This window comes from Bradyrhizobium sp., assembly GCF_049581145.1.
In the GTDB taxonomy this organism is placed as follows: domain Bacteria; phylum Pseudomonadota; class Alphaproteobacteria; order Rhizobiales; family Xanthobacteraceae; genus Bradyrhizobium.
Map to the genome: position 1 here is coordinate 1 of NZ_JBAURI010001259.1, position 2436 is coordinate 2436.

Sequence of the window (2436 nt, forward strand, 5' to 3'; positions counted from 1 at the left end):
GCTCGACGCCGCGCCGCACCAGCATGTCGGCGAGATAGCCGCCCAACACGCCGCCGACCACGCCGCAGGCAAACGGAACGGCGGCGGCCCATCCCGTGTATTTCACGCTCATGTGGCGCTCGATCTCGAGATAGCCGGGCAGCCATGCGGTGTAGATCCAGGTCAGATAGATGCAGCCGAAATAGCCGAACACCATGCCCCAGGTGGTCCGGAACCGGAACAAGGTCTTCCATTCGCGCAGCGTGACCTGCGTGCGCTGACCCCGCGGATCGCCCTGCGTGCGGTAGCTGTTCTCCTCCGCCGTCAACGGGAGTTCGGTGGGGTTGCGGTAGACGAGGTACCAGAAGGCGGCCACGATCAGGCCGGCGGCGCCCATCACCACGAACATCACCCGCCAGCCGAAGCTCAGCATCAGGAAGGTCAGCAAGGGGACCGCGATCGCCGTGCCCAGCGAGGAGGCGCAGTTGAAGACGCCGGTGGCGAGCCCGCGATCGCGCTGGTTGAACCAGTCGCGCACCACCCGCGCGCCGGTCGGGAATTGCGGCGCCTCACCGATGCCGAGCAGCACGCGGGCGCCGAAAAACTGTCCGAAATTCTGTACCATCCCGCCGAGCAGCTGCGCCAGCGACCACAGGCTGAGGCCGCAGGCGAGCAGGATGCGCGGCCCCAGCCGGTCGACCATCGCGCCGGTGGGCAATTGCGAGAACGCATAGGCCCACAGGAAAGCCGACAGCAGGTAACCCATGTCCGCAATCGAGAGGCCGAGCTCATTCCGGATCAGCGGATTGGCGACCGCGAGCGTCGCGCGGTCGATATAATTGACCACGCCCGCGACCACCAGCATCGCCAGGGCGACGCGTTGAATCCATTTGAGGCGTGGGGTCGCCTGCTCGATGACGGACATCCGTTGTATTCCTCCCGTTTTCAATTTTGGCCGTTTTCTATTTTGCTTTGCGGCCACGCCATTCAGATCTAGCCAACGCGCCCGCGCCGATCCAGTGCCGGGCTTGCCGAGGCTGGGTTGTCACCTGGACATGGCGCGAAAGGCCCTGGTTTGGAAAACCTGGTCTGGAAAAACCTGGCCTTGGGATTCGGCATCAACGTGGCCTGAGCCGACGGCCCGTCCGGCCCCTCCGGCGAACGCCGGTGCACCGTTGCGCTGCGTGACCTCGCCGCACGCTCGATCCGGGCCGGTCGCTCGTGGCTGCGTGCGCGCCCCGCGCGAAACAGGCGCTATATCGCACAGCAGTCGTTGTGCCTGCGAGAATCTTCCTATGGCGAGGCGGGCGCGGTCCGAACCGTCTGCCGATGAACGGGCCATAACCAACGCGTCGATGCGATGTAGGGTGAAGGCATGCCCATGCGGAGATCCAAGCGGCGGATCACGCCGATCGGACCCGCGCTTCGCACGGTCCCGATGGGCTCCAATCCGTCCTTGCGCGAAGTCCGCTTCGGGTTCAGCTTGCGGCCTGGCGGCTTTCAGCCCCGTTCGCGGCCTCCAGCACCGCCGCACGCCATTCGCGCTTCACCGGCAGGATCGGCGGCATCGGCGCCAGCATCGGCTCGGCAGTCGGTTCGGCAATCGAGTCGATATTTTCGGTCTGCGATGCCCGGCGCATGAAGAGATTATAGATCAGCCACTGCGCGTGATGGCGCTTGCCGCGCAGCGGGAAACGGCGGGCGATCGAGGATTTCGAATAGAAGCCCTCATAGGCGCTGGATTGACCGATGCGAAGCTCGTCCGGCGTCATGCCGGCCGGCCGGTAGACGACGTGGCCCTGATCATACATCGTCCAATCAAAGGAAACGATGCGGTTGGCCTTCTTCATCTCGTACCAGGTCAGCGTGCCCGGATAGGGCGTGAGCACCGAAAACGCGCAGGCATCGTATTTCGCCGCGATATTGAACTTGATGGTCTCGTCGAACACCGAGGTGTCGTCGCCGTCGAAGCCGAACATGAACAGGCCGAACACCATGATGCCGTAGGAATGGGCCTTGTCGACCAGGGCCGCGAAATTTTCCGGCCGATTGACGTGCTTGTGCACGCTTTTCAAGGTCTCGCGCGAAATCGATTCAAAGCCGATGCTGAGCATGGTGCAGCCGCTTTCGGCGGCGAGTTCGAGCATCTCGTCATCCTGCGCCAGCTTGGAGGTCACCCCCGCCTGCCAGTGCAGGCCGCGCCCCTTGAGCGCGCGCATCACCTCTTTCGGACGCTCGGGGGTGCCGAAGAAGTCGGCGTCATTGATCGAGATGGTGCGCGCGCCGCAATTCTCCATCTCCCGGATCACCTCGTCGACCGGACGATAACGGAATTTGAGGCCGTTCATCAGCGGTTCGGCGCAGAAGGTGCAGCCCTGATGGCAGCCGCGTGAGGTCTGGACGAACGTCTTGTTGACGTATCGGTGCTTCTTGAGGAGATCGTAGCGAGGCATCGCC

General features: G+C 64.0%; 2 protein-coding genes. Both read right to left on the reverse strand.

Going from position 1 to position 2436, the window contains the following annotated elements; genetic code table 11:
- Nucleotides 1-904: MFS transporter (locus WCB02_RS39975; protein ID WP_423968033.1), on the reverse strand; the 904-nt coding region annotated here is incomplete at its 3' end.
- A gap of 553 nt (nucleotides 905-1457) precedes the next feature.
- On the reverse strand, nucleotides 1458-2436 hold a 979-nt coding region (locus WCB02_RS39980; RefSeq protein WP_423968035.1), incomplete at its 5' end, for a B12-binding domain-containing radical SAM protein.